We start from the raw sequence: 26,252 nt of genomic DNA on the forward strand, positions 1-26,252 counted from the left end.
TGCGACGGCAGCGCAGGCTATGCGTATCATACGGTTATACATTTCCTGACAAATGACCCTGATATGCGTGAAATCCCGACATCTTCGGATCAGTTACCGGTCATACCGGTGCGTCGTGGCGACTATCTGCGGCTGCTGTTGCGTCGCGATAAAACACCGGTAGCGATTCTGATTGTTGCCGGTATCACCGGTACGCTGGCCGGACTGGTGGGTGTGGCCTTTGAAAAAGCCGTCAACTGGGTACATGGGCTGCGGCTGGCGACACTGGCCGCAGCGGGCGACAGTTTGTGGCTGACTTTGCCGCTGGCATTTATTCTCTCCGCGTTACTGGCAGTGATGGGGTATTACCTGGTGCGTCGTTTTGCGCCTGAAGCGGCCGGTTCCGGTATTCCGGAGATCGAGGGGGCGCTGGAAGAGTTGCGCCCGGTACGCTGGTGGCGGGTGATCCCGGTGAAATTTATTGGCGGCATGGGCACGCTGGGCGCCGGAATGGTGCTCGGCCGCGAAGGTCCGACGGTGCAGCTGGGCGGCAATATCGGACGGATGGTGCTGGATCTGTTCCGTTTACGCAGTGCCGAGGCGCGCCATTCGCTACTGGCTACCGGTGCGGCGGCGGGGCTTTCCGCCGCGTTTAATGCGCCACTGGCCGGGATCCTGTTTATTATCGAAGAGATGCGCTTGCAGTTTCGTTACAGCCTGATCTCGATTAAAGCGGTATTTATCGGCGTCATTATGTCGAGCATTGTTTTTCGCATTTTTAATGGCGAGCATGCGGTGATTGAGGTCGGTAAACTGAGTAATGCGCCGGTTTATACCCTTTGGCTCTACCTGCTGCTGGGGATGGTATTTGGCGGTGTTGGCGTGCTGTTTAACAAATTGATCTTCCGTACCCAGGATTGGTTTCAACAGTTACATGGCGGACGAATGCAGAAAATCCTGCTGATCGGCGCACTGCTGGGTGGGATCTGCGGCGCGCTGGGGGTGATCCAGCCGGAAGCCGCCGGTGGCGGGTTTAATCTGATCCCGCTGGCGACGGCTGGTCATTACACGTTGGGTATGCTGCTGTTTATTTTTATTGCCCGTATGATCACCACCTTACTCTGTTTTGGTTCGGGCGCGCCTGGCGGGATTTTTGCACCGATGCTGGCGCTGGGAACCTTGCTGGGCACCGTTTTTGGTATCGCCAGCAGCGCGCTGTTTCCCCAATGGGGGCTGCAGCCCGGCACCTTTGCGATCGCCGGGATGGGGGCGCTGTTTGCCGCATCAGTTCGTGCGCCGCTGACCGGTATCGTGCTGGTGCTGGAGATGACCGATAATTATCAGCTGATTTTGCCGATGATTATCACCTGCCTCGGCGCTACCCTGCTGGCACAGTTTCTTGGTGGTAAGCCCTTGTATTCCTCTCTGTTAGCCCGCACTCTGGCTAAACAGCAGCAGCAACAAGAGGCGCAGGCTGCGCATAAAGCATCATGCGCCAATACTTGATTGCGCTATTAGCCTATAAGATAATGATAAAAGCTATGGTCAACTATTGACCTGACAGGCGGCAGCCTGAACGCATTACTGGAGTATTTAAATGAGTGACGATGTAGCAACAGCACTGCCTCTGCAATTTACCGAAGCTGCAGCCAGCAAGGTGAAAAACCTGATTTCCGACGAAGATAATCCGGACCTGAAACTGCGTGTCTATATCACCGGTGGTGGTTGCAGTGGTTTTCAGTATGGCTTTACTTTCGACGACAAGATTAATGACGGCGATATGACCATTGAGAAATCGGGCGTGGCGCTGGTGGTTGATCCGATGAGCCTGCAATATCTGGTGGGTGGTGCGGTGGATTATACTGAAGGGCTGGAAGGTTCACGTTTTATTGTCACTAACCCAAACGCAAAAACTACCTGCGGTTGCGGATCCTCTTTCAGTATCTGATGCTGAAAAAAAAGGGCGAAGATCACTTCGCCCTTTTCGGTTTACCACTCGACGGTGACCAGACGCTGTTCCTGATTACTGCTGGCGTTCCTGGCTATTTTGCTTTCGGTCACTTTCGGTTGTGCGGATATCTGGCGGCCACAATCAATCTGTGGTGCTTTCTGACTGACACTGACACGCCCATCCACCTTACACAGTGAATAGATGGTTAGTTTCACCCCAATGCTGCCGGTTGTGGAAGCAGCATAGAGATTACCCGCCATCAACAGGCCTAAGGCCAAAATAACGGCTTTCATGGTAGTTTGTTTCCTGGTGCAAACATATGCGCAGAACGCATATAAAACGCCATGAGAATATCAGTTCCCATCGCGGCACTACTTAATTAACGGCAATATTTGCTGTTTCTTTAACCGTTCTTTATCCGGTCTTTACAGTTACAGCTATTTGTTGGGCTGGAGCATGCTGCATAATTGCTCAGCTGCCTGAATAATACGTGGTCCCGCGCGACTAAACCAGTCATCATTTATCGCAATCACTGGTACGGACAGTTGCGGCTGCCAGAAGCGGATTACCGCCGGGATACGCGCTGCATCGCCGGTGATGACGATGGCTTGCGGATGGCGCATCAGCACCTGCTCGCGGCTTACCTGGGGCCACGGCACTCTGCTGTCGGCAAAAATATTGTCTCCGCCGCAGAGTTGCAGGATCTGGTTCTGCAGCGTGGCCTGCGAGGCGGTAAACAGCGGTTGCATGCCAAACTGCAGAAATACTGGCTGGCGTTGCAGATGCTGATAGCGTTGCCGCAGGGCGGCAAACCGCTGCGCCAGCGCATCAGCGTGCTGGCGCGCCAGCTGAGGCTGTGGACTCCATACCTGCAGTTCACGCAACCCGTCGACCACGGACTCAATGGATTGTGCATCCAGCCAGACGATCTTCAGCCCCAGCGCCTGCAGTTGTTCGACCTGACGCTGCGGGGTGCCGCCACGCCATGCCAGCACCACATCCGGCTTGAGCGCCAGGATGCGTTCAACATTGATTCCCTGCCAGTTAGCCACCTGTTCCAGCTTTGTTGCCTGCGGCGGATAATCTGAGTAAGCGCTCACCGCAACCGGTGTGATGCCGGCGGCAAATGCCAGTTCGGTAAGATGCGGCGCCAGCGAGATAACCCGTGGCGCAGCGGCGGCCAGCGCCACGCCCGGCAGCGCCAGCAGTAACAGCAGGGTAGCGAAAAACTTAGCCACGCAGGTTATTCAGCAGGGTTTCAACCATCAGGGATGATTGTTGGGCGGCAACGACCAGGAACTCATCAAAGCTGAGGTGTGACTCCTGATCGGCCACGTCTGAAATCGCGCGCACCACCACAAATGGCGTATTGAACTGATGGCAGACATGCGCAATCGCAGTGGCTTCCATCTCAACCGCGATCGCCTGCGGGAAGGTCTGACGAATGCGCGCCAGCGGCTCAGCACCGTTGATAAAGGCATCGCCACTGACCACCAGACCACGCACCGCATTCAGGCTCAGCTGTGCAATACAGCTCTCGGCGGCGGCAATCAGTTTCTCATCGGCTTTAAAGGCGGCAGGGCAACCGGCCATCTGTCCGGCTTCATAGCCAAAGGCCGTGACATCGACGTCGTGATAACGCACTTCATCTGAAACCACGATATCGCCTACGGTCAGCGTCGGCGCCAGGCCGCCAGCGGAGCCGGTATTAATAATAAAGTCAGGTTTGCACAGCTCCAGCAGCAGCGTGGTGCCCATGGCGGCCGACACTTTACCGATGCCCGATTTCAGCAGCGCCACTTCAACGCCGTTCAGGGTGCCGGTATAGATTTCACAACCGCCCAGCGTCAGAGTCTGACGGTTTTCAATCTTGTCACGCAGCAGGGTCACTTCCTGCTCCATCGCACCAATAATGCCTGCTTTCATAGAGAGTCTCGCTTTGTTGTAGAATTTATCACCTAAAGTGATGCATAGTTTAACATGGTTGTCCTGATAGTATTCACGCACCCGGTGAGAGGAATGATGGCAGAGATTAATTTCAGGAAGAAAATGAGTTTTCAGCGGCCATACAATAACCGTGAAGAACCCGCTGGTGAATATAATATTACGCGTCATTTTGAAAGTGACCGTGGACGAATTATTAATTCTGCAGCGATTCGGCGTTTGCAGCAGAAAACCCAGGTATTTCCACTGGAGCGTAATGCGGCGGTGCGTTCACGTCTGACCCATTCGCTGGAAGTGCAGCAGACCGGGCGCTATATCGCCAAAGAGATTATTGAGACGCTAAAATCCAGCGGCGGACTGGAGCAGTATGGACTGGATGATTTTACCGGCGCTTTTGAAAGCCTGGTGGAGATGTCCTGTCTGCTGCATGACGTTGGCAATCCGCCGTTTGGTCATTTTGGCGAAGCGGCGATAAACGACTGGTTTGATGATAATTTACCTGCAGAACTGGTCGATCCGCAGGTGTGCGGCGTATTCAGCGATGACGAGATAAAGGCGTTTACGGCGCTGAACGATATGATTCGTCAGGATCTCTGCCATTTTGAAGGCAATGCGCAGGCCATACGGCTGGTGCATACGCTATTGCAGCTTAATCTCACCTATTCTCAGGTCGCCTGTATTTTAAAATATACCGCGCCGGCATGGTGGCAGGGTGATAAACCAGCGGAATTTAGCACGCTGATGAAGAAGCCCGGCTTTTATCTGTCGGAGCAGGATTATATTGCCGAGCTGCGGGCCGCTACCGATATTCAGGAGCATCACCGTTTTCCCCTGACCTATATTATGGAAGCGGCCGATGATATTTCTTACTGCATTGCCGATTTAGATGATGCAGTGGAAAAAGCGATTTTTAATGTTGATGCGTTATATGAATTTCTTGAACAGAGCTGGGGTAAACCGAAAGCCGGTGATGCTTTTTCCCGCACGGTGGGTTATGCGTGGAAAAATGCTAATGGCAATGGGCGTTTCCGCAGCAAGAACGATCAGTTCTTTATGTCGCTGCGCGTCAGTGTGCAAAATGTTTTGGTCTCCTACGCGGTGAAACGTTTTGTGGAAAATCTACCGGCAATTTTCGCTGGCGACTTTAATCACTCATTGCTGGAGGATGATGGTGAAGAGGGGCGTCTGCTGGCGATATTCAAAACCGTGGCGCGTAAGCACGTATTTAACCACTCGGAAGTGGAGCAGCTGGAGTTACAGGGTTATCGCGTGATGAAGGGGTTGCTGGATATTTATAAGCCGCTGCTGACCTTGAATTATGAAGATTTTACCGCATTAATGAATGAGGACTTTTTAAAAGGCCGGCCAATTGAGACGCGGCTGTTCCATAAGTTGTCGGGTAAGCATCGTAAAGCTTATCAGCAAAAAATGAGAACCATCATTGTTGAACATAAGTATCAGCGCCTGTTGTGGGAGCGTTATTACCGCGCCCGCCTGCTGCAGGATTATATCAGCGGCATGACCGATCTGTATGCCTGGGATGAATACCGGCGTCTGATGGCGGTAGAGTAAAAGTTTGCTGGCGAGATTTGTAAAGATTAAGAATAAATTTTTACCATTACCAAATACTTAAACATGAACTTCGCGCTAAAAATTTAATCTTAAAATCGTGACCACAGCAATGGTCTGCATCATTGTCAGAGACGAGAAACCGACGAATGAAAAAAACTACCTTAGTATTGAGCGCACTGGCTCTGAGCCTGGGTTTGGCGATGAATCCAGCAGTGACTCAGGCTGCCGAAACAGCCTCTTCTTCCACCCAGCAATTGCCAAGTCTGGCACCAATGCTGGAAAAAGTTATGCCTTCCGTGGTCAGTATTAACGTTGAAGGCAGTACCACCGTGCGTACGCCGCGCATGCCGCAACAGTTCCAGCAGTTCTTTGGCGACAATTCACCGTTCTGTCAGGACGGCTCTCCTTTCCAGAGTTCGCCAATGTGTCAGGGCGGCGGCCAGGGCGGACAGGGACAGGATGGTCAGGATGGCGGCAATACGCAGCAGGAGAAATTCCGAGCGCTGGGCTCCGGCGTGGTGATTGACGCGGCGAAAGGCTATGTTGTCACCAATAATCATGTGGTGGATAACGCCACGAAAATTCAGGTGCAGGTGAGTGACGGGCGTAAATATGACGCCAAAGTGATCGGCAAAGATCCACGTTCTGATATCGCCCTGATACAGCTGCAGGACTTTAAAAACCTGACGGCGATTCAGCTGGCGGATTCCGATAACCTGCGCGTCGGTGATTATACCGTGGCGATCGGCAACCCTTATGGTCTGGGCGAAACCGTGACCTCGGGTATTGTTTCGGCGCTGGGCCGTAGTGGCCTGAATGTTGAAAACTATGAGAACTTTATCCAGACCGATGCAGCGATTAACCGTGGTAACTCCGGCGGTGCGCTGGTTAATCTTAACGGTGAATTGATTGGGATTAACACTGCCATTCTTGCGCCGGACGGCGGCAATATCGGTATCGGCTTCGCCATCCCAAGTAATATGGTGAAAAACCTGACCGCGCAGATGGTGGAATATGGTCAGGTGAAACGCGGTGAGCTGGGGATTATGGGTACCGAGCTGAACTCCGAACTGGCGAAAGCGATGAAAGTCGATGCTCAGCGCGGCGCTTTTGTCAGCCAGGTATTGCCAAACTCTTCGGCGTCGAAAGCCGGGATTAAAGCAGGCGATGTGATTGTTTCGATCAATAAGAAACCGATCTCCAGCTTCTCTGCGCTGCGCGCCCAGGTGGGAACGCTGCCGGTAGGCAGTAAAATGGAACTCGGCCTGTTGCGTGACGGTAAACCGGTGACGGTGAATATTGAGCTGCAACAGAGTACGCAGAACAAAGTGGAATCTGCGACCATTTATGCTGGCATTGAAGGCGCCGATCTGAGCAATATTGCCAACAATAAAGGCGTTAAGGTCGACAATGTGAAGCCGGGTACGGCAGCAGCGCGCATCGGCCTGAAAAAGGATGACGTGATTCTCGGGGTGAACCAGCAGGCGGTGGCCAACCTTGGCGAACTGCGTAAGATCCTTGATAGCAAACCCGCTGTTCTGGCGCTGAATATCCAACGTGGCGACAGCACTATCTACCTGGTAATGCAGTAACTTCTGACCTGCCGGCGCTCAGGCGCCGGTACTTTTTCGCACCATTCCTCGCTCTATTTGTGATACTCCCCGCAATTTTTACAGCCGGTTCACCTCTCTGTGCAGTTGCACAATGTGTCGCGCGATTCTCCCCGCTATGCTGAATATCCCTATGCTTTGCAGGAGTGTTTGATGGCCACCTATCATCTGGATGCACGTCTGGCCCAGGAGATCGTCGCGCGCACGATGAAAATTATTGACAGTAATGTCAATGTGATGGATGCGCGCGGGCGCATTGTTGGCAGTGGCGACCGTGAACGCATTGGGGAAATGCACGAAGGGGCGCTGCTGGCCCTGTCGCAAGCGCGGGTGGTGGATATCGACGAAGCGGTAGCGAAACATCTGCATGGCGTGCGGCCTGGTATTAATTTGCCGCTGCGAATTGATGGCGAGATCGTCGGCGTAATTGGTCTGACCGGCGATCCGCTGACCCTGCGCCACTATGGTGAACTGGTCTGTATGACCGCCGAAATGATGCTGGAGCAGGCGCGTCTGCTGCATATGCTGGCGCAGGACAGCCGTTTACGTGAAGAGCTGGTGCTGAATTTAATCCGCAATGAAATCCTGTCGCCCGCCCTGAATGACTGGGCGCAGCGGCTGGGCATCGATCTTAATCAGCCGCGCGTTGTGGCGGTGGTGGAAGTGGACAGCGGTCAGCTGGGTGTCGACAGTGCGATGTCAGAGTTGCAGCAGCTGCAAACCCTGCTGACCACGCCGGAGCGTGATAACCTGATCGCCATTGTTTCGCTGACGGAGATGGTGGTGCTAAAACCGGCGCTGAATACCCATGGCCGTCACGATCAGGATGAGCACCGGCGGCGCGTGGAGCAGCTACTGTCGCGAATGAAAGAGAGCGGGCATCTGCGTATCAGAATCGCGTTGGGCAATTTTTTCACCGGGCAGGGCAGTATTGCGCGTTCATACCGTACCGCGCATACCACCATGCTGGTGGGTAAACAGCGTATGCCGGATCAGCGCAGCTACTTCTATCAGGATTTAGTGCTGCCGGTGCTGCTGGATAGTTTACGCGGCGGCTGGCAGGCGAATGAGTTATCGCGTCCGCTGGCAAAACTGAAAGCGCTGGATAGCAACGGCTTACTGCGACGGACGCTGATTTCGTGGTTCAGTCATAATGTTCAGCCTTCGGCCACGGCAAAAGCGCTGTTTATCCATCGCAATACGCTGGAGTATCGTCTGAACAGGATCTCGGAATTGACGGGGTTAAATCTGAGTAATTTCGATGACAGGCTATTGCTGTATGTCGCGTTACAGCTCGATGAGCAGCCGTAGGAAGAAGCGGGCGGCGCTAATGCCGCCCCGATAAATTAACGTCCGTTACGAGTTAATTTTTCCAGATCTGATTCAATCTCGGTGATTTTATTCGATACCACGCTTTCCAGATGACGCAGATCGTGGAGAATTTTACGCTTCAGATCCACTTCAACCTGGTCGCGCTGGCAAATCTGGTCCAGCTCGTCGATCACGTAGCGCAGGTTCGGGCTGATTTCCTGCACTTCTTTATAACCCTGGCCGATACTGTCGCCGACCACAGTTTTACGCTGACGCGGATATTTAAATTTCACGCTCTTGGCGAAGAACTCACCTTTATCTTTGCGGAAATAGATTTTCAGAATGTCGTTGTTGGCTTCCTGACGCAGGCTGTAGCGGTCGATATCGTCAGGTGAACTGATGCCGAGGCTTTTCAAATTGTCATACATGATATTGATTCCTTTGTAAGTTGATGTCGATCCGGCTGCGCGTCGTGAATCCTGCGTTGTGCAGTGCTCGCAATCCTCATGGACTCAAGTCCACTGCGGTTGCTGCGCGCTTACGCCTTGTCTTCACTTAGCTCACTCGTTTCGTACTAATGCGATCAATGCCGTCACAGAAGTCGAAAGTGCAGAAACCGTCGTAGTGTGATTAAGATTAACTGGCGCGGATTATCGTCTGAAATCTGAACAAATGCACCTGTTAATTCGCTACGCAAAACAGGTAATTGTGCGGGGAAGTGTAAAGAAAAGATTACGGGCCACAGGGCGTGGCCCGCAGCATAATTAGTCGATGGTGCGCAGCAGTTCGTTGATGCCCACTTTGCCACGCGTTTTAGCGTCGACTTTCTTCACGATTACCGCACAGTACAGGCTGTAGCTACCGTCTTTCGATGGCAGGTTGCCGGAAACCACCACCGAGCCAGCAGGTACGCGGCCATAATGCACTTCACCGGTTTCGCGATCGTAGATTTTGGTGCTCTGACCGATATACACACCCATCGAGATCACCGCGCCTTCTTCAACGATAACGCCTTCAACGATCTCAGAACGTGCGCCGATAAAGCAGTTGTCTTCAATGATGGTTGGGTTAGCCTGCAGCGGCTCCAGTACGCCACCGATACCCACGCCGCCAGACAGGTGAACGTTTTTACCGATCTGCGCGCAAGAACCCACGGTTGCCCAGGTATCTACCATTGAGCCTTCATCAACGTAAGCGCCGATATTAACGTAAGACGGCATCAGCACGGTGTTGCGGGCGATAAACGCACCCTGACGCACAGCCGCAGGCGGCACCACGCGGAAACCTTCTTTCTTAAAGCGCGCATCGTCGTAACCGGCGAATTTCATCGGCACTTTGTCGTAGTAGCGGCTTTCTGCGCCATCAATCACCTGATTGTCATTGATGCGGAATGAGAGCAGAACCGCTTTCTTCAGCCACTGATGAGTGACCCACTGACCGTCGATCTTTTCAGCTACGCGCAGCGCGCCACTGTCCAGCAGGCTAATTACCTGATTTACGGCTTCACGAGTCACGGTATCAGCGTTAGCTGGGGTGATGTCGGCACGGCGCTCGAAGGCGGCTTCAATAACACTCTGTAATTGTTGCATTAAATATAGTTCCTGTAATCAATCGTCTTGTAGGAGAGCCGTTATCGGCTCCCGATGCGCTGGTCAGCACGGGCGGCGATAACGCCGCCCCTACATTGCATAGTAAAAATTGTGTCCGGGTCACACTTTATCGTTTGGATTAAGTGCCTCTGTCAACCGTTGTTGCAATACATCACGTAATTCGGCATCAAGTGCGCGCCGATCGCTGTTTGCCAGAATAAATAAATCCTCTACCCGCTCGCCGATGGTGCTGATACGCGCACCGTGCAGTGATACGCCGAGGTCCGAGAAAACCTCGCCCACGCGCGCCAGTAAACCGGGTTGATCAAGCGCAATCAGTTCCAGATAGGTGCGCCGGTCGGTGTGGGTTGGCAAAAAGTTAACCTCTGTATCGACGTTAAAGTGCTTCAGCCTCGCCGCCTGGCGTCGGGTACGCGGCGGCACCCAGTTAGTCTGGGTAATTGCCTGCTCCAGCGCCTGACTGATCATCAGATGGCGATCGGCTGACAGTGGGCTGCCGTCCGGTTCCAGCACGATAAAGGTGTCCATCGCCAGCCCGTCGCGGCTGGTAAAGATCTGCGCATCATGCACGCTAAGATTGCGGCGATCCAGCTCACCGGCGACGGCGGCAAACAGGTAAGGGCGATCCGGACTCCAGATAAAGATCTCGGTGCCGCCGCGTGTGGCCTGCGGACTCACCAGCACCAGCGGCTTAGTTAAATCATGGTTCATCAGATGACGCGCATGCCACGCCAGCTGATTCGGCGTATGGCGCAGGAAATAGTCAGCGCGACAGCGCGACCAGATATCGTGCAGCGCCTCTTCATTGATATTATCCATACGCAACAGCGCCAGCGCCTGCAAACGGTGATGGCGCACACGTTCGCGCAGATCCGGGCTGTTTTCGCTGCCGCGACGCAGCTGCTTTTCAGTCGCGAAAAACAGTTCGCGCAGCAGGCTCTGTTTCCAGCTGTTCCATAAGTTTTCATTGGTGGCGCAGATATCGGCGACGGTCAGACAGACCAGATAGCGCAGGCGATTTTCATTCTGCATCACTTCCGCGAACTGCTGGATCTCGGTCGGATCCTGAATATCGCGGCGTTGCGCAGTGACCGACATCAGTAAGTGATGGCGCACCAGCCAGGCGACCAGCTGGGTTTCGCGCGAGTTAAGGCCGTGCATCTCGGCAAACTCCAGCGCGTCCTGCGCGCCAAGCACCGAGTGATCGCCGCCGCGTCCTTTGGCGATATCGTGAAACAGCGCCGCCATTAACAGCAGTTCCAGCTGCGGCAGGCGCGGCCATAGCTCGACACACAGTGGATGGCGCGGACGCGTCGCTTCATCGGCAAAGCTTTCCAGCTTTTGCAGGACGCGGATGGTGTGCTCATCTACGGTGTAGGCATGGAACAGGTCAAACTGCATCTGGCCGACAATATTGCTCCACTGCGGCATATATGCCCACAACACGCTGTGACGATGCATGGGCACCAGCGCGCGACTGACCGCGCCGGGGTGGCGCAGGATGGCGAGAAATAACTTACGCGCCTGCGGAATCATGCATAGCGGCTGTTTCAGATGGCGACGGGCATGGCGCAGCTGACGCAGGGTAGTGGAGTAGATGCCGGTAATATTCTGATTGCGCACCATGGTATAGAACATGCGCATAATCGCTACCGGTTCACGCTCGAACAGGGTTTCATCGCGCAGATCGATCAAGCTGCCGCGCAGCTGAAAATCATCATCAATCGCGCGGGGCTTTTCATCGGCGCCGAGCGCCAGAATCGCCTCGTCAAACAGCTGCAACAGCATCTGATTCAGCTCACTGATGCGACGCGTGACGCGGAAGAAGTCCTTCATCATCCGCTCCACCGGCTCGTTACCTTCGCCCTGATAGTTCAGGCGCTGAGCCACGGTGAGCTGGCGATCGAACAGCAGACGGTTATCGTAACGAGTCAGCGTCAGATGCAGCGCAAAACGAATACGCCATAAAAAACTCTGGCACTCGTTCAGTTCATTGCGTTCGGCTTCAGTCAGAAAGCCAAAGTCGACCATTTCGCTCATCGAGGTGGCGCCAAAATGGCGACGCGCCACCCACAGCAGGGTATGGATATCGCGCAGGCCGCCCGGGCTGCTTTTTATATCCGGCTCGAGATTGTAGCTGGTGCCGTGATAACGTTTATGGCGCTCCTGCTGTTCTTCAATCTTGGCGGCGAAAAAGCGCGATGACGGCCAGAAGCCGTCGCTGAAAACGTTTTTCTGCATTTCAAGAAACAGCGCGACATCGCCGACCAGCATGCGTGATTCGATCAGGTTAGTGGCGACCGTCAGATCGGAAAGCCCTTCCAGCAGGCACTCTTCCAGCGTACGCACGCTGTGGCCCACTTCCAGTTTCAGATCCCACATCAGCGTCAGCAGCTCGCCGGTGCGTTGCGCTGCTGCTTCGTCCAGCGGTGTGCGGCTGAGGATCAGCACATCGATATCAGACAGCGGATGCAGCTCGCCACGGCCATAACCCCCGACCGCCACCAGCGCGATATCGCTCATCACGTCAAAGCCGTAAAAACGCCACAGGCGGCGTAACAACCGGTCGATAAACAGGGTGCGGGCGTCGATCAGATCTTCAGCATCGGCGCCGGCATCAAAGGCATCGGCCAGATGCTGGTTAAACGCGTCCAGATACTGCTTCAGGGTTTCGCGGGTGAGTTGCGTATCGTCCCAGTGGGCCGGTGAGTCCGAAAGCCCGATATTTACGTTTTCTGTCACGCTATTGCTCATCTGCGCTCTCTCTTCAGCATCTCTCGGACATAAAAAAACCGGCGACAGGGCCGGCTTTCAGGGGTGTTTACGCAGCGTGCTTCGCGGGATTAACCCTCGTTCACTAATACGTTTTCGATGGTGTCATCTTTACGCAGCGTCAAAATTTCACAGCCGTTTTCTGTCACCACAATAGTATGCTCATACTGCGCGGACAAGCTGCGATCTTTAGTTTTTACCGTCCAGCCATCTTTCATGCTGCGAATACGATAATCACCGGCGTTAACCATCGGTTCGATCGTAAAGGTCATACCGGCCTGCAACACTACGCCGCCATCATCCGCATCGTAATGCAGTACCTGTGGCTCTTCATGGAAACCTTTGCCAATACCATGACCGCAATACTCACGCACCACTGAGAAGTCCTGCGCTTCAACAAACTTCTGGATCTCACGACCCAGCGTACGCAGACGAATACCCGGCTTGACCATGCGCAGCGCCAGATAGAGGCTCTCTTGCGTAATGCGGCACAGGCGCTCGCCAAGAATCGTCGGCGTGCCAGCGATAAACATCTTCGAGGTATCGCCGTGGTACTCATCTTTGATCACAGTGACGTCGATATTAACGATATCGCCATCCTTCAGCAGCCTTTCATCACTCGGGATACCGTGGCACACCACTTCGTTAATCGAGATGCAGACTGACTTAGGAAAACCGTGATAGCCGAGACAGGCGGAGACCGCCTGCTGCTTATTGACGATATGGTCGTGACAAATGCGATCTAATTCAGCGGTACTGATACCCGGCTTAACATAGGGTTCGATCATCTCCAGCACTTCGGCTGCCAGACGGCCCGCCACGCGCATTTTTTCGATTTCTTCAGGGGTTTTTATTGAAATTGCCATTAATTTTATCCGCTGTTGTCGTCATTTTCGACAATAATGTAGCTAGTGATACAATGTTAACAGCCCGTCCGGATGCTGCCAAATAGTGATTGAATTGCAGCTGGCGGGATAACAATTATTGGCGTCACAGGCGGCTTTATGGTATAAAGCGCGCCGACGATTCTCTGTACGACAAGGTTAAACTTGTTATGCGGGAAACGCATAAATCTCATTATGTGTAAATAACACACACATATCGACACATACGCCGGGGTGCCTGCGAAGAGCGTTATCGCTGTTCAAGGTCGGTTGTATGGGATATGTGGAGGCCCAACCCCAATCATTTATATAGAGGTAATCATGGCAACTGTTTCCATGCGCGACATGCTCAAGGCCGGTGTACACTTCGGTCACCAGACCCGTTACTGGAACCCGAAAATGAAGCCATTCATCTTCGGCGCACGTAACAAAGTTCACATCATCAACCTTGAGCAGACTGTACCAATGTTCAACAACGCTCTGGCTGAACTGAACAAGATCTCTTCCCGTAAAGGTAAGATCCTGATCGTTGGTACTAAGCGCGCGGCAAGCGAAGCGGTGAAAGAAGCTGCTCTGAGCTGCGACCAGTTCTTCGTTAACCATCGCTGGTTAGGTGGCATGCTGACTAACTGGAAAACCGTTCGTCAGTCCATCAAACGTCTGAAAGATCTGGAAATCCAGTCTCAGGACGGTACCTTCGATAAACTGACCAAGAAAGAAGCGCTGATGCGTGCTCGTGAACTGGCCAAGCTGGAAAACAGCCTGGGCGGTATCAAAGATATGGGCGGCCTGCCGGACGCACTGTTCGTAATCGATGCTGACCACGAACACATCGCAATCAAAGAAGCAAACAACCTGGGTATCCCGGTATTTGCTATCGTTGATACTAACTCTGATCCAGATGGCGTTGATTTCGTTGTCCCTGGTAACGACGATGCGATCCGTGCGATTAAACTGTATCTGACTGCAGTTGCGACCACTGTTCGCGAAGGTCGTTCACAGGATCTGGCGCAGCAGGCTGAAGAGACCTTCGCCGAAGCTGAGTAATTAAGGCTTGCTCTTAACAGAGCCCTTATAATACCCAAGAGCATTCAAGCTGCAACAAGGCGGCAACTGAACGAACTCTGGGAGCTTAGTTAACTAAGTGACCAGGGTGAGAGAAGGAAGCCAACGCCGTTGCAGCTTGAAGAGCGAAGGGTATTTCAGATTGTGATCTGTAAGGGGCCTTAAGGCCCCTTTTATTTTTAAAGTCTGTTTTGCCGGGCCATCTGGCTGGCGGGGCAGAATAAATTTTCCGCAACAAGTCTCTTACTGCGCGCAGGCGCACAGGGACGAATCGAGGATTCTGGAATGGCTGAAATTACCGCTGCATTGGTAAAAGAACTGCGCGAGCGTACTGGCGCGGGCATGATGGACTGCAAAAAATCGCTGACCGAAGCGAACGGCGACATCGAGCTGGCTATCGAAAATATGCGTAAGTCTGGCGCGATTAAAGCAGCGAAAAAAGCAGGCAACGTTGCTGCTGATGGCGTTATCAAAACTAAAATCGCTGGCGACTACGCTGTGATTCTGGAAGTTAACTGCCAGACTGACTTTGTTGCTAAAGATGGCGGTTTCCAGGCATTCGTTGATGAAGTTCTGGACGCAGCAGTTGCTGGTAAAGTGACTGATGTTGAAGTGCTGAAGACCCAGTTCGAAGAGCAGCGCGTGGCGCTGGTTGCCAAAATTGGCGAAAACATCAACATCCGTCGCGTTGAAGTTCTCGAAGGTGAGCAGCTGGGCAGCTACCAGCATGGCGCGCGTATCGGCGTACTGATCTCTGCTACCGGCGCTGATGAAGAGCTGATCAAGCAGGTTGCCATGCACGTTGCAGCAAGCAAGCCTGAGTTTGTCAACCCGGAAGACGTGTCTGCCGAAGTGGTTGAGAAAGAGCGTCAGGTTCAGCTGGATATCGCTATGCAATCTGGCAAGCCGAAAGAGATCGCAGAGAAAATGGTTGAAGGCCGTATGAAGAAATTCACCGGCGAAGTTTCTCTGACTGGTCAGGCATTCGTTATCGATCCAGCTAAAACCGTGGGCCAGGCACTGAAAGAGAAGGGTGCTACCGTGGTTAACTTCATCCGCTTTGAAGTGGGCGAAGGCATCGCGAAAGTCGAAAGCGACTTCGCAGCAGAAGTTGCGGCCATGTCTAAGCAGTAAGCATGGTTAAGGAACCGCCGAATGGCGGTTCTTTTTTATCTGGACTTCACGTTAGCTGTGGGCGGCGATAACGCCGCCCCTACAGATATCGTAGGGGAGTCGTTATCGGCTCCCGTTTCTGCCCAGCATAAAAAATTTAGCTCTACGCATTTTCAGTCTCATCCCAATAGCAATTTATGCTGACTAAGCGGATGATACATCAGATTTTACTCTTCCAATTTGATGATAGCTTCCAGGAAAAATGACCATGGCTACCAATGCAAAACCTGTATATCAACGTATCCTGCTAAAACTGAGTGGTGAAGCACTGCAAGGTGCCGAAGGCTTTGGTATCGACGCAAGCGTTCTCGACCGTATGGCGCAAGAAGTGAAAGAGCTGGTCGAGCTCGGCATCCAGGTGGGCGTGGTGATCGGCGGCGGGAACCTGTTCCGCGGCGCTGGTCTGGCAAAGGCGGGTATGAATCGCGTTGTTGGCGATCATATGGGCATGCTGGCCACGGTAATGAACGGCCTTGCCATGCGCGACGCGCTGCACCGTGCCTATGTTAATGCGCGTCTGATGTCAGCGATTCCGCTGAATGGCGTGTGTGACAACTACAGCTGGGCTGAAGCTATCAGTTTACTGCGTAATAACCGTGTGGTGATTTTCGCTGCCGGCACCGGTAATCCATTCTTTACTACCGACTCTGCAGCTTGTCTGCGTGGCATCGAGATCGAAGCCGACGTGGTGCTGAAAGCCACCAAAGTCGACGGCGTTTACTCTGCTGACCCGGTGACTAATCCGGACGCGACCCTGCATGATCAACTGAGCTATCAGGATGTGCTGGAGCGCGAACTGAAAGTGATGGATCTGGCGGCATTTACCCTGGCGCGCGACCATTCGCTGCCAATCCGCGTGTTCAATATGAACAAACCAGGTGCGCTGCGCCGCGTGGTGATGGGTGAAAAAGAAGGCACGCTGATTACGCATTAATATCAGTCACGGCGTAAAATAGGGTATATTCTGTGAGTGCGATGCCCTGTCTCGCACTCCATTCAGGATTATCGAAGATTATTTAAACGGGTCTTAGCTGGCTAAGGCCTGCCTGGTAACCAGAATCCAAGGGTTCCAACGTGATTAACGACATCAGAAAAGATGCAGATGTGCGCATGGATAAATGCGTCGATGCGTTCAAAAACCATATCAGCAAAATCCGTACCGGCCGTGCTTCACCGAGTATTCTCGATGGCATTATGGTTGAGTATTACGGTGCTGCTACTCCGCTGCGCCAGCTGGCCAGCGTAACCGTTGAAGATTCTCGTACTTTGAAAATCAACGTGTTTGATCGCTCGATCAGCGCGGCGGTTGAAAAAGCGATTATGACTTCCGATTTGGGTCTGAACCCAAGTTCTGCCGGTACGGACATTCGTGTTCCTTTGCCAGCGCTGACCGAAGAGCGTCGTAAAGATCTGATCAAAGTGGTCCGCGGTGAAGCGGAGCAGGGGCGTGTTTCCGTGCGTAACGTCCGTCGTGACGCTAACGATAAAGTGAAAGCCCTGCTGAAAGACAAAGAGATCAGTGAAGACGACGAGCGTCGTTCACAGGATGAGATTCAAAAAATGACCGACGCCTACATCAAAAAAATCGATGTGGCCCTGGCAGAAAAAGAAGCGGAACTGATGGAATTCTGATTCCATCATGCGCCGTAAAAACGCCGTACAGGTTCCCGTTCTGGCAGAATGGCGGGTCTGGCGGCGTTTTGCATTTTGATTCGTTAATATGTACCCCTATGCCAGTGGGCGGCGCTAACGCCGCCCCTACACCAGTTTTCGCGTAGGGGCGGCGTTAGCGCCGCCCGTTTGCATGAGTACTTACACAGAGCAGCCTAATGAAGCAATTAACCATCCTCGGCTCGACCGGTTCCGTCGGCACCAGCACACTGGCGGTGGTGCGCGAAAATCCTGATCTATTTGCGGTAAAGGCGCTGGTCGCCGGTCGCAACGTCGAGCTGATGGCTGAACAGTGCCAGCTGTTCCGCCCCGCCTTTGCGGCGATGTCCGATGAAGCCTCTGCGCAGGCGTTACGTCAGCGACTGGCGGCGTTAAATGTCGCCACCGAAGTGCTGGCCGGAGAGCAGGCTGCCTGCGAACTGGCGGCATTAGACGATGTCGATCAGGTGATGGCGGCGATTGTCGGCGCCGCCGGGTTGTTGCCGACTCTCGCCGCCATCCGTGCCGGGAAAACCGTACTGCTGGCGAACAAAGAGTCGCTTGTCACTTGCGGCCGTTTATTTATGGACGCAGTACGTGAGTCGAAAGCCCAGCTGTTGCCGATCGACAGTGAGCATAATGCCATTTTTCAGAGTTTGCCTGCTTCCATCCAGCAGCAGTTAGGTTACGCTGATCTCAAGGGTAACGGCATTGAGAGCGTTATTCTTACGGGATCGGGTGGCCCTTTTCGTGACACGCCAGTGACTGCGCTGAGCAGCGTAACGCCAGATCAGGCATGTGCGCATCCGAACTGGTCGATGGGACGTAAAATTTCTGTCGACTCGGCCACCATGATGAATAAAGGCCTTGAATACATCGAAGCTCGCTGGCTGTTTAATGCCACTGACGCGCAGATGGAAGTGATCCTGCATCCGCAATCAGTGATTCACTCCATGGTGCGTTATCGCGATGGCAGCGTAATCGCACAACTGGGTTCTCCAGATATGCGTACGCCAATTGCCCATGCGATGGCCTGGCCACAGCGAGTTAACGCTGGCGTTACGCCGCTGGATTTCACCCGCATGGGTGCACTCACTTTCGCTGAGCCTGATTTTGCACGTTATCCCTGCCTGAAACTGGCAATGGATGCCTGCGAACAAGGACAGGCTGCGACGACCACATTGAATGCTGCGAACGAGATTGCTGTTGCTGCGTTCCTGAACACACAGATTCGCTTTACTGATATTGCCGGGCTGAATATGGCGGTATTGGCAGCGCTTTCTTGTGAAGAGCCGCAGAGTGTTGAAGCGGTGATAGCGATCGACAAGCAGGCACGCGCCGTGGCGAATGAACTGTTGCCGCGCTTTGCCGCTTACCGGTAATTAAATGATTTGCCGAGCCGCTATTTGTTCGCTGCGGCCGGAAATGGTATAGTCACCGGCTACCGTTGAGCAGATGTGGCCTGTCGTAGCGGTAGTGAGAGCCGTGTGGAACACGGCTTTTTTGCGCCAGCGTACAGAGTATTCAGAAGCCGTTGTATTTCTGATTAAAGGAAATAATTACGCGTTATGTCGTCCGAAAATCAATTACAAACCGATGACCAGCTCGGGAGCGGCCCCCGCCATGTGGCCATCATTATGGATGGCAACGGGCGCTGGGCAAAGAGTCAGGGCAAAATGCGCATCTCCGGTCATAAAGCGGGAGTGAAATCGGTCCGTCGTGCCGTAAGTTTCGCCGTGAGTAATAAGCTCGATGCACTCACGCTTTATGCCTTTAGCAGCGAAAACTGGAACCGTCCGCCACAGGAAGTCCTGGCGTTGATGGAGCTTTTTGTCTGGGCGCTCGACAGCGAAGTGAAAAGCCTGCACAAGCATAATGTTCGTTTAAGAATTATTGGTGACATCAGTCGCTTTAATTCACGCTTACAAGAGCGGATTCGCCGCGCTGAGGAACTTACTCAACAAAATAATGGACTAACGCTCAACATTGCCGCGAATTATGGTGGCCGTTGGGATATTATCCATGGCGTCAGACAAATCGCCGAGCAGGTGCAGGAAGGATTGCTTCGTCCCGATCAGATCGACGAAGAGTCCCTGGATAAGCATCTTTGCCTCAGCGATCTGGCGCCAGTGGATCTGGTAATAAGGACCGGGGGAGAACATCGCATCAGTAACTTCCTGCTATGGCAGGTTGCCTATGCAGAGTTTTACTTTACTGATGTTCTTTGGCCTGATTTTGATGAACAAGTTTTTGAAGGTGCAATGAATGCTTTCTCACACCGAGAGCGCCGGTTTGGCGGCGCAGCACCTGGTGGCGCCTGAGCGCACTGGGGGTAACCTTTGCTGAAATCTCGTCTGATTACGGCATTCATACTGATTCCGGTGGTGATTGCCGCGCTGTTTTTGCTGCCGCCGTCAGGTTTTATGATTACCACTCTGGTGGTGTGTATGCTGGCCGCATGGGAATGGGGTCAGTTTGCAGGCTTTGCATCCCGCTCTCAACGTATCTGGCTGGCCGTACTTTGCGGTCTGCTGCTCGCCTTAATGATGCTGGCGCTTCCGGCGTATCAGCACAGTCTGCATTTACCCGTGATGACTATCTCGCTCTGGGCCTCGCTCGGCTGGTGGCTGGTGGCGCTGGGATTAGTGCTGTTTTATCCGACATCCGCCGCACTTTGGCGTCAGTCACGTTTCCTCCGTTTAGTGTTCGGTATCCTGACCATTGTGCCTTTCTTCTGGGGCATGCTGGCGTTGCGCCAGTATCATTATGATATCGACCATTTCGCCGGCGCCTGGTGGCTGCTGTATGTGATGTTCCTGGTATGGGGTGCAGATTCGGGCGCCTATATGTTTGGTCGTCTGTTTGGCAAACACAAGCTGGCGCCAAAAGTCTCACCGGGCAAAACCTGGGAAGGTTTCTTTGGCGGCCTGCTGACGTCGGCGCTGATCGCCTGGCTGTTTGGCCTGTGGGCGCCGTTAACCATCGAGCCGGTGACACTGCTGGCGTGTTCGATTGTCGCGGCATTAGCGTCGGTACTGGGTGATTTGACCGAGAGTATGTTTAAACGCGAAGCCGGAATTAAAGACAGCGGAAATCTGATTCCGGGTCACGGCGGTATTCTCGACCGTATTGATAGCCTGACTGCTGCGGTGCCGGTATTTGCCTGCCTGCTGCTGCTGGTCTTCAAAACCCTTTAAAGGACGCATCATTGCCATGTTGAGCATACTCTGGAGCTTTGCTGCCTTTATCGTTGCGCTGGGCGTGTTAATTACCGTCCATGAGTTCGGCCATTTCTGGGTTGCACGCCGCTGTGGCGTCAAAGTGGAGCGCTTCTCCATTGGGTTTGGTAAAGCGCTGTGGCGTCGCCGCGATCGTCAGGGCACTGAGTATGTGATCGCGCTTATCCCCCTCGGCGGCTACGTTAAGATGCTCGATGAGCGCGTCGAGAGCGTGCCGCCTGAACTGCGTCATCAATCTTTTAACAACAAAACCGTGTTGCAGCGCGCCTCGATTATTGCTGCCGGTCCCATCGCCAACTTCATTTTCGCCATCTTTGCTTACTGGCTGGTATTTATCCATGGCGTGCCCGGGGTTCGTCCGGTTATTGGTGAAATTGTGAGCGGTTCGGTGGCTGCGGAAGCGCAAATTGCCCCTGGCATGGAACTAAAAGCAGTAGACGGTATCGAAACGCCTGATTGGGAAGCTGTACGTATGGCGCTGGTGGCAAAAATCGGCGACGACGAAACCACCGTCCGTGTGGCGCCATTTGGCTCTTCGCAATCTACGGAAAAAAAGCTCAATTTGCGCAACTGGCAATTCGAGCCTGATAAGCAGGACCCGGTGGTGGCATTAGGGATTCGGCCACGTGGACCAGAGATTGAATCGGTACTGGCTGAAGTGCAGTCTGGCTCACCTGCCAGTGCGGCAGGTTTGCAAGCAGGCGACAGGATCGTTAAAGTCGATGGTCAGCTGTTAGGGCAATGGCAGAGTTTTGTCACCCAGGTGCGTGACAATCCAGGGAAGGCCATTGCGCTTGACGTTGAGCGCCAGGGGGAAGTGGTCAGTCTGACGCTGACGCCTGAGGCGAAGCCGGATAACAGTGCAGAAGGGTTTGCGGGTGTGATACCTCGCGTGATCCCACTGCCGGACGAATATAAGACAGTGCGCCAGTATGGTCCGTTTGCGGCAATTGGTGAGGCCACGGATAAAACCTGGCAACTGATGAAGCTGACGGTTGGCATGCTTGGCAAGCTGGTTACGGGTGATGTAAAGCTGAACAATCTGAGCGGGCCGATTTCAATCGCGCAGGGTGCCGGGATGTCAGCTGAATATGGTGTGATTTATTATCTGATGTTCCTCGCGTTAATCAGCGTGAACCTCGGGATTATCAACCTGTTCCCATTACCGGTTTTAGATGGTGGTCATCTGCTTTTCCTGGCGATCGAAAAGATCAAAGGAAGACCGGTGTCCGAGCGAGTTCAGGACTTCAGTTATCGTATCGGCTCGATTTTGCTGGTGCTGTTAATGGGGCTTGCACTATTCAATGATTTCTCTCGCTTGTAGTCGTCGCCGCAAGGCGCACGCAGGCTCGGGATGTGTTAGGAAGAACGCATAACAACGATGGCGATGAAAAAGTTGCTCATAGCGTCGCTGCTGTTTAGCAGCGCCACCGTATACGGTGCAGACGGGTTCGTAGTGAAGGACATTCATTTCGAAGGACTGCAGCGAGTCGCCGTCGGTGCGGCCTTGCTTAGCATGCCTGTGCGGGTAGGGGATTCTGTGTCTGACGAAGACATCAGTAATACCATTCGCTCCCTGTTTGCGACCGGAAACTTCGAAGACGTTCAGGTCCTGCGCGACGGCGAAACGCTGATCGTTCAGGTGAAAGAGCGTCCGACCATTGCCAGCATCACTTTCTCCGGTAACAAAGCGGTGAAAGAAGACATGCTTAAGCAGAACCTTGAAGCCTCTGGCGTACGCGTCGGCGAAGCGCTGGACCGCACCACCATCTCGACAATCGAGAAGGGTCTGGAGGATTTCTACTACAGCGTCGGCAAATACAGCGCCAGCGTAAAAGCGGTGGTAACGCCGTTGCCGCGCAACCGTGTTGACCTGAAACTGGTGTTCACCGAAGGTGTTTCCGCCAAAATTCAGCAGATTAACGTGGTCGGCAACAAAGCGTTCAGCTCGGAAGAGTTGATCTCCCGCTTCCAGCTGCGTGATGAAGTGCCATGGTGGAATGTGGTGGGCGATCGTAAATACCAGAAGCAGAAACTGGCGGGTGACCTTGAAACCCTGCGCAGCTTCTATCTGGATCGCGGCTATGCCCGTTTTAACATTGATTCCACTCAGGTCAGCCTGACGCCGGATAAAAAAGGCATCTATATCACCGTCAATATCACCGAAGGCGATCAGTACAAGCTTTCTGGGGTGGTGGTTAACGGCAATATGGCCGGTCACTCAGCAGAAGTTGAAAGCCTGACCAAAGTTGAGCCGGGCGAGCTGTATAACGGCGCCAAAGTGACGCGTATGGAAGACGACATCAAGAAGATGTTTGGCCGTTACGGCTATGCTTATCCACGCGTGGTGACACAGCCTGAAATCAACGATGCGGATAAAACCGTTAAGTTGCATGTTAACGTCGATGCCGGTAACCGTTACTACGTGCGTAAAGTGCGTTTTGAAGGTAACGATACCTCGAAAGATTCCGTGCTGCGCCGTGAAATGCGTCAGATGGAAGGGGCATGGCTGGGCAGCGACCTTGTTGAGCAGGGCAAAGAGCGCCTGAATCGTACCGGTTATTTTGAAACGGTCGACACTGATACCCAGCGTGTACCAGGATCGCCTGATCAGGTTGACGTGGTGTATAAGGTGAAAGAGCGCAACACCGGTACCTTTAACTTTGGTATTGGTTACGGCACCGAAAGCGGCGTTAGTTTCCAGGTCGGCGTACAGCAGGAAAACTGGCTGGGAACCGGTAATACCGTTGGTATCAGTGGTACCAAAAACGATTACCAGACCTATGCAGAATTCTCTCTGACCGATCCGTACTTTACCGTTGATGGCGTCAGTCTTGGTGGTCGTCTGTTCTATAACGACTTTAAAGCGGATGATGCTGACCTCTCAGACTATACCAACAAAAGCTATGGTCTGGACGGTACGCTTGGCTTCCCGGTCAACGAAAATAACACGCTGCGTGTAGGTCTGGGTTATGTGCATAACTCCCTGTCCGATATGCAGCCGCAGATTGCCATGTGGCGTTATCTGCGCTCCGTTGGTCAGGAGCCTGGCCAGGATTATTCAGCAGATGACTTTACCTTCAACTATGGCTGGACTTACAACAATCTGGATCGTGGATTCTTCCCGACCTCAGGTAACCGTACCAACCTGAACGGTAAAGTGACGATTCCTGGCTCAGACAACAGCTTCTATAAAGTGACGCTGGACAGCCAACAGTATATGCCGATCAACCAGGATCGTACCTGGGTGCTGTTAGGCCGTGGTCGTCTGGGTTATGGCGATGGTTTAAGCGGTAAGGAATTGCCGTTCTACGAGAACTTCTATGCCGGTGGCTCCAGCACGGTGCGTGGTTTCCGTTCGAACAACATCGGTCCGAAAGCGGTCTACTACAATAACAACTCGTCTAACTGTTCCGGAACAGCAGCACTCTGTAGCTCTGACGATGCGGTAGGTGGTAACGCTATGGCGGTAGCCAGCATGGAGCTGATTACGCCAACGCCATTCCTGAGTGAGAAGTATTCTAACTCGGTACGTACATCACTGTTTGTTGATGCCGGTACCGTATGGGATACCCATTGGGAGGATACTGCTGAAACCCGCGCGGCAGGTGCGCCGGATTACAGCGATCCAACCAACGTACGTGTTTCTGCCGGTCTGGCGCTGCAGTGGATGTCTCCACTTGGCCCGCTGGTGTTCTCATACGCTCAGCCGATGAAAAAGTATGATGGAGATAAAGCAGAGCAGTTCCAGTTTAACATTGGTAAAACCTGGTAACGACCTGCGCAAGGAAGCTGCTCAAGTGAGTATCGCGTTGTCGCCCGGCCACACAGGTGTGCCGGGGTCACGCAAAACATGTGTCAATGACACGAACGGTGATGGTAAGGAGTTTATAGTGAAAAAGTTGTTATGTGCCGCAGGTCTGAGTCTTGCTTTAGCTGTTTCAGCTGGCGCCCAGGCTGCTGACAAAATTGCAGTGGTAAACGTTTCCAGCATTTTCCAACAGTTACCGCAGCGTGCGACAGTTGCGAAGCAGCTTGAAAATGAATTCAAAGGCCGCGCAAGCGAGCTGCAGAACCAGGAACGCGATCTGCAAACTAAAATGCAGCGTCTGCAGCGCGACGGTTCAACCATGAAGGCGAGCGAGCGCAGCCGCATGGAAAAAGACATCATGGCGCAGCGTGAAGCGTTCTCGACTAAAGCGCAGGCTTTTGAGCAGGACAACCGTCGTCGTCAGAGCGAAGAGCGTAATAAAATCCTGAGCCGTATTCAGGACGCTGTGAAGAAAGTGGCTGACGATGAAGGTTACGACGTCGTTATCGATGCAAACGCAGTTGCTTATGCATCTAACTCTAAAGACATCACTGCTGATGTACTGAAACAGGTTAAATAATCCATGTCTTCAATTCGACTGGCTGATTTAGCCCAGCAGTTGGATGCAGAATTGCACGGAGATGGCGATATCGTCATCTCCGGCATTGCTTCTATGCAATCCTCCCAAAACGGTCAGATCACTTTTTTATCTAACAGTCGCTACCGCGAGCAGCTCGCAACCTGCCAGGCTTCAGCCGTGGTGCTGACGGAAGCGGATCTGGAGTGGTGCCAGAGCGCTGCGCTGATCGTTAAAAACCCTTATCTGACCTATGCGCGTATGGCGCAACTGTTGGATACCACTCCACAACCGGCCAGCAATATCGCACCCAGCGCGGTGATTGATGCCAGCGCTAAACTCGGTAAAAATGTTTCAGTCGGCGCCAATGCGGTGATCGAATCTGGCGTTGAACTGGGTGATAACGTGGTAATTGGCGCCGGTTGTTTTGTTGGTAAAGATACTCATATCGGCGCCGGTTCCCGTCTTTGGGCCAATGTTTCGGTTTACCATGAAGTGCGCATCGGTGAGCAATGTCTGATTCAGTCAGGCACGGTGATCGGCGCAGATGGCTTCGGTTATGCTAACGATCGCGGCAATTGGGTGAAGATTCCGCAGCTTGGCACCGTGGTGATTGGCGACCGGGTTGAAATTGGCGCTTGTACCACGATTGACCGTGGCGCGCTGGATAACACTCAAATCGGCAATGGTGTTATCATTGATAACCAGTGTCAGATTGCACATAACGTTGTGATTGGCGACAATACCGCTGTTGCGGGTGGCGTGATCATGGCGGGCAGCCTGACGATTGGTCGCTACTGTATGATTGGCGGCGCCAGCGTAATTAATGGTCACATGGAGATTTGTGACAAAGTTACGGTGACCGGAATGGGAATGGTGATGAGACCAATTACCGAACCTGGGGTATACTCTTCCGGAATTCCGCTGCAACCCAACAAAACCTGGCGTAAAACTGCAGCGTTGGTGATGAATATTGATGAGTTAAGCAAACGCTTAAAGCACATCGAGCGCAAAGTCGGCAAAGACTAAGCGACCATCCCGCGTCTGCCCAGCTTTCATAAATAAAACATGCGAAGCAGGGAAAGCCAAGCGCACGGAAACAGA

The 26,252-nt window shown here is 53.2% G+C and carries 23 protein-coding genes; 16 read left to right on the forward strand and 7 right to left on the reverse strand.

Features of this window, described 5'->3' with window-relative positions; genetic code table 11:
* The first annotated feature begins 63 nt into the window (after positions 1–63).
* On the forward strand, positions 64–1,485 hold the full coding sequence (gene clcA / locus J2125_RS15570; protein WP_017800374.1) for a H(+)/Cl(-) exchange transporter ClcA: 1,422 nt from the start codon (positions 64–66) through the stop codon (positions 1,483–1,485).
* A 91-nt stretch (positions 1,486–1,576) separates the two neighbouring features.
* Positions 1,577–1,927, forward strand: coding sequence for an iron-sulfur cluster insertion protein ErpA (gene erpA / locus J2125_RS15575; RefSeq protein ID WP_017800373.1), 351 nt, complete (start codon positions 1,577–1,579; stop codon positions 1,925–1,927).
* 41 nt (positions 1,928–1,968) lie between these two features.
* Here the strand turns inward: erpA and J2125_RS15580 are convergent, their stop codons facing one another.
* The 3 genes from J2125_RS15580 to mtnN form a co-directional block, all read right to left on the reverse strand.
* Positions 1,969–2,223, reverse strand: coding sequence for a hypothetical protein (locus tag J2125_RS15580; RefSeq protein WP_017800372.1), 255 nt, complete (start codon positions 2,221–2,223; stop codon positions 1,969–1,971).
* A 144-nt stretch (positions 2,224–2,367) separates the two neighbouring features.
* Positions 2,368–3,168: a vitamin B12 ABC transporter substrate-binding protein BtuF gene (gene btuF, locus J2125_RS15585; RefSeq protein WP_017800371.1), complete on the reverse strand. Its 801-nt coding sequence runs from the start codon at positions 3,166–3,168 to the stop codon at positions 2,368–2,370.
* Entirely contained in the window at positions 3,161–3,856 is a 696-nt protein-coding gene (gene mtnN, locus J2125_RS15590; protein WP_017800370.1) for a 5'-methylthioadenosine/S-adenosylhomocysteine nucleosidase, read from the reverse strand. The genes btuF and mtnN overlap by 8 nt, the downstream gene beginning before the upstream one ends.
* A gap of 96 nt (positions 3,857–3,952) precedes the next feature.
* Here mtnN and dgt point away from each other — a divergent pair, with 96 nt between their 5' ends.
* The 3 genes from dgt (at position 3,953) to J2125_RS15605 (ending at position 8,367) form a co-directional block, all read left to right on the forward strand.
* Complete coding sequence (gene dgt / locus J2125_RS15595; protein ID WP_026111609.1) at positions 3,953–5,446, forward strand: dGTPase; 1,494 nt, start codon at positions 3,953–3,955, stop codon at positions 5,444–5,446.
* Between the two features lie 146 nt (positions 5,447–5,592).
* Positions 5,593–7,038 carry a serine endoprotease DegP gene (gene degP, locus J2125_RS15600; RefSeq protein ID WP_017800368.1) on the forward strand — a complete coding sequence of 482 codons (1,446 nt, stop codon included), beginning with the start codon at positions 5,593–5,595 and terminating at the stop codon, positions 7,036–7,038.
* A gap of 171 nt (positions 7,039–7,209) precedes the next feature.
* Positions 7,210–8,367 (forward strand): CdaR family transcriptional regulator, encoded by a 1,158-nt coding sequence (locus tag J2125_RS15605; RefSeq protein WP_017800367.1) that lies wholly within the window; start codon positions 7,210–7,212, stop codon positions 8,365–8,367.
* Between the two features lie 35 nt (positions 8,368–8,402).
* Here J2125_RS15605 and J2125_RS15610 read toward each other — a convergent pair whose 3' ends face one another.
* From J2125_RS15610 to map, 4 genes are all read right to left on the reverse strand, one after another.
* Positions 8,403–8,795 carry a DUF3461 family protein gene (locus tag J2125_RS15610; protein ID WP_017800366.1) on the reverse strand — a complete coding sequence of 131 codons (393 nt, stop codon included), beginning with the start codon at positions 8,793–8,795 and terminating at the stop codon, positions 8,403–8,405.
* A gap of 336 nt (positions 8,796–9,131) precedes the next feature.
* Positions 9,132–9,956 carry a 2,3,4,5-tetrahydropyridine-2,6-dicarboxylate N-succinyltransferase gene (gene dapD, locus J2125_RS15615; RefSeq protein ID WP_017800365.1) on the reverse strand — a complete coding sequence of 275 codons (825 nt, stop codon included), beginning with the start codon at positions 9,954–9,956 and terminating at the stop codon, positions 9,132–9,134.
* Between the two features lie 120 nt (positions 9,957–10,076).
* Positions 10,077–12,731, reverse strand: a complete 2,655-nt coding sequence (glnD, locus tag J2125_RS15620) for a bifunctional uridylyltransferase/uridylyl-removing protein GlnD (protein WP_017800364.1) — start codon at positions 12,729–12,731, stop codon at positions 10,077–10,079.
* Positions 12,732–12,820: 89 nt separating this feature from the next.
* Entirely contained in the window at positions 12,821–13,615 is a 795-nt protein-coding gene (map, locus tag J2125_RS15625) for a type I methionyl aminopeptidase (protein WP_017800363.1), read from the reverse strand.
* 339 nt (positions 13,616–13,954) lie between these two features.
* On the opposite strand from map, the gene rpsB reads away from it, so the two are divergent.
* The 11 genes from rpsB to lpxD all read left to right on the forward strand — a co-directional run bounded on the left by rpsB (position 13,955) and on the right by lpxD (position 26,177).
* The gene (gene rpsB / locus J2125_RS15630; RefSeq protein WP_026111608.1) at positions 13,955–14,680 is read left to right on the forward strand and encodes a 30S ribosomal protein S2; all 726 of its coding nucleotides are present in this window, start codon (positions 13,955–13,957) and stop codon (positions 14,678–14,680) included.
* Between the two features lie 303 nt (positions 14,681–14,983).
* Entirely contained in the window at positions 14,984–15,832 is an 849-nt protein-coding gene (gene tsf, locus J2125_RS15635; RefSeq protein ID WP_017800361.1) for a translation elongation factor Ts, read from the forward strand.
* A gap of 247 nt (positions 15,833–16,079) precedes the next feature.
* Complete coding sequence (gene pyrH / locus J2125_RS15640) at positions 16,080–16,805, forward strand: UMP kinase (protein WP_017800360.1); 726 nt, start codon at positions 16,080–16,082, stop codon at positions 16,803–16,805.
* A 140-nt stretch (positions 16,806–16,945) separates the two neighbouring features.
* On the forward strand, positions 16,946–17,503 hold the full coding sequence (gene frr, locus J2125_RS15645; protein ID WP_017800359.1) for a ribosome recycling factor: 558 nt from the start codon (positions 16,946–16,948) through the stop codon (positions 17,501–17,503).
* A 197-nt stretch (positions 17,504–17,700) separates the two neighbouring features.
* Positions 17,701–18,903 carry a 1-deoxy-D-xylulose-5-phosphate reductoisomerase gene (gene ispC / locus J2125_RS15650; protein WP_017800358.1) on the forward strand — a complete coding sequence of 401 codons (1,203 nt, stop codon included), beginning with the start codon at positions 17,701–17,703 and terminating at the stop codon, positions 18,901–18,903.
* A 186-nt stretch (positions 18,904–19,089) separates the two neighbouring features.
* Positions 19,090–19,842 (forward strand): (2E,6E)-farnesyl-diphosphate-specific ditrans,polycis-undecaprenyl-diphosphate synthase, encoded by a 753-nt coding sequence (gene ispU, locus J2125_RS15655; protein ID WP_017800357.1) that lies wholly within the window; start codon positions 19,090–19,092, stop codon positions 19,840–19,842.
* Between the two features lie 18 nt (positions 19,843–19,860).
* Positions 19,861–20,718: a phosphatidate cytidylyltransferase gene (gene cdsA, locus J2125_RS15660; RefSeq protein ID WP_017800356.1), complete on the forward strand. Its 858-nt coding sequence runs from the start codon at positions 19,861–19,863 to the stop codon at positions 20,716–20,718.
* Between the two features lie 16 nt (positions 20,719–20,734).
* A complete protein-coding gene (rseP, locus tag J2125_RS15665; RefSeq protein ID WP_017800355.1) occupies positions 20,735–22,084 on the forward strand; it encodes a sigma E protease regulator RseP in 1,350 nt (449 codons plus the stop codon).
* A 57-nt stretch (positions 22,085–22,141) separates the two neighbouring features.
* Complete coding sequence (gene bamA, locus J2125_RS15670; protein ID WP_017800354.1) at positions 22,142–24,535, forward strand: outer membrane protein assembly factor BamA; 2,394 nt, start codon at positions 22,142–22,144, stop codon at positions 24,533–24,535.
* A gap of 118 nt (positions 24,536–24,653) precedes the next feature.
* A complete protein-coding gene (gene skp / locus J2125_RS15675) occupies positions 24,654–25,151 on the forward strand; it encodes a molecular chaperone Skp (protein ID WP_017800353.1) in 498 nt (165 codons plus the stop codon).
* A 3-nt stretch (positions 25,152–25,154) separates the two neighbouring features.
* On the forward strand, positions 25,155–26,177 hold the full coding sequence (gene lpxD / locus J2125_RS15680; protein ID WP_017800352.1) for a UDP-3-O-(3-hydroxymyristoyl)glucosamine N-acyltransferase: 1,023 nt from the start codon (positions 25,155–25,157) through the stop codon (positions 26,175–26,177).
* Positions 26,178–26,252 lie beyond the last annotated feature (75 nt).

Source organism: Winslowiella toletana (assembly GCF_017875465.1).
Classification (GTDB): Bacteria; Pseudomonadota; Gammaproteobacteria; order Enterobacterales; family Enterobacteriaceae; genus Erwinia; species Erwinia toletana.